Here is a 2,437-nt window from a genome sequence, read left to right on the forward strand (position 1 = left end):
CAGATATATTAATCAACAAAATAAGCAGTTCTGATAATTTGGTTTTAATTGGTACAACAAATCCATATGAATTACTTTCAACTATTGATGATGATAAGAAGGTTAAAATTATTTCAACTGGTTACGAGACATTTGATATTTTTAAAAAAATAAATAAAACTAATATAGAATTTATACCGTCTCAGTTATATGACTTGAGTACGAATGTTGAACTCATAAATGAGTTTTTAAAAAACCATTCGACCATAGATTTAGCTGACTATAATGCACTACAATTGGCTATTTCAGAGCAAAAAATAAATAACCCAATTCTTCATAACAATTCTGTTGATACAGTCGTTATTGATAAGTTAATAAATTCATTGGAGTGGGTTAATATTAAAGAAACCATTTCAGAGGCATTTAGAGTACTAACAAAAGGCGGTTCTATACAAATAAGGATTATACTTTCTGATGAACAATGTAATGAACTATTACCACTAATCATCAATGATCAAGTATTAAAGTATATACCTTTTGAACAAGATATTATTAATTGTATGAACGAAGTGGGATTTTATGGAATGGAATACGTATATAGAAGTGAACTACCTATAAAAGTATTAAATGGCGTTGAATTTCATGAATTTATAATTTCTGGTAATAAAGGCAAGCAGGGTCCATGTTTAGACTGTGGACAAGCTGTTATATATCGTGGCCCATGGAAAGAAGTTATAGATGACGATGGTCATCACTATAAACGTGGTGACCGTGTAGCTGTCTGTTCTAAAACATATGGTATAACCAAAAATCAACCATATGCAGGACAGTTTATCTATGTTCCAGCCTATATAGAAATTCCAGAGGATAGAGCTCATTTATTTGACTGTAACACGCCTAAAAATAGGGACATTCATGTTACAAAAGGAATCACAGAAATAAATAGCACCTATGGAAATAGTAACGAATTAACAGCATGCGATTGCGGATGCAATTGCTAAATAATAGTGAGGGATATAATTATGAATAAAAAATACTTATCTGAATTTATTGGTACATTTTTTCTAGTGTTTATAGGTACAGGCTCTATAATGATAAATAGTATTACGAACAATTCCATAGGCCATTTAGGCATATCTTTTACTTTTGGATTTACAATATTTATTTTAATTTATATGTTTGGCCCTATATCTGGAGCGCATTTTAATCCTGCAGTTACTATAGCTTTAGCGCTAAAGGGTGGAATACCACGTGGTGATCTTCTTCCGTATATAGGATGTCAATTGCTAGGTTCAATCCTTGGAAGTTCAATATTACGTATTATGTTTGGGGATATAAAATATATGGGATCTACCTTACCGTCACAAAATATAGGAAACTTTTCTATTATTATTTCATTTGCATTTGAATTTATATTTACGCTATTACTTATGTATGTAATTATGTGTGTTATATCAAGTCAAACAAAAGATGATTTTAAGGGTGCCTTAGTAATTGGATTAACTATATTTATTGGAGCTTTAATAGCTGGACCAATATCTGGTGGCTCTTTTAATCCTGCACGTTCTATTGGACCAGCTATTTTATCTGGAAATTTTCACGAACTTTGGCTTTATATACTTGCTCCAATACTTGGCACAATAACTGGGAAAACAATTTTTGAATACAATACCATAAGTAAAGAAAAAGATACATTAGAAAAAACGACGGTATCTACAAATATTACACATAGTTAAATATACCAAAAATTATTCACTAGTATTTAGAAAGTTAATATAGGTTTGTGAATTCCACTGTAGAGAAAGAGGCACTATAATCACAACTAGTGTCTCTTTTTTCTTAGTTTTGAATAAATTTATGTCCTTGGTTAGAATGACTCATCCGATTATTGTATCGAAAAATAAGAATAAGAACGTTCGAGCCAACGATAGCTCCTTTATTAATAACATTTTAAATTAATATGCAATGATAACGTTATTTATTTGTAAGTTTGCCATGACTTAGCCAAGGGAATAATGCTTCAAGGAAACGCTCTGCTGATGGCATAAAATAAGAACCAAAATGATAGTCAGGATCTAAGGTTGTAATAATCCAAGTTCCCTTCGTTGATGCTTCATCAATATATAATACAGATCCGTTATCTTTTGTTGCAATTAAGGTTGTGGTATGGGCTGGTGGCCAAAATACACCGTGTTGATGCCAGGTACAATCTTGTAATGTGAAATAGTCATAGAATGGATGCTCTTCATTTTTTACTTGGAGGCCACTATCTGGATTTTCTTCGAGCCACCACCAGAAGTTGGTTGGACGGTCCTCCCATTTTTGATGAGGGAGCCATTCCCATGGTTGAGGTCCAAATGCGAGGACGATCTTTCCCATATCAGCAAACTCACGAATTTTTGGGGCAGATTTTAATAATAAGTTTGAATTAAGCTGAGAAGGCACGATTAATACATCA

3 protein-coding genes are annotated in these 2,437 nt (G+C 32.3%); 2 read left to right on the forward strand and 1 reads right to left on the reverse strand.

The features are described from left to right. Both ACW2QF_RS18365 and ACW2QF_RS18370 read left to right on the forward strand, forming a co-directional pair. On the forward strand, nucleotides 1–980 hold a 980-nt coding region (locus tag ACW2QF_RS18365; RefSeq protein ID WP_455717467.1), incomplete at its 5' end, for a hypothetical protein. A 21-nt stretch (nucleotides 981–1,001) separates the two neighbouring features. Then, nucleotides 1,002–1,715, forward strand: coding sequence for an MIP/aquaporin family protein (locus ACW2QF_RS18370; RefSeq protein WP_455717468.1), 714 nt, complete (start codon nucleotides 1,002–1,004; stop codon nucleotides 1,713–1,715). Between the two features lie 238 nt (nucleotides 1,716–1,953). Here ACW2QF_RS18370 and ACW2QF_RS18375 read toward each other — a convergent pair. Then, on the reverse strand, nucleotides 1,954–2,437 hold a 484-nt coding region (locus ACW2QF_RS18375; protein ID WP_455717469.1), incomplete at its 5' end, for a hypothetical protein.

The sequence above is a fragment of the Anaerosporobacter sp. genome (assembly GCF_965301125.1).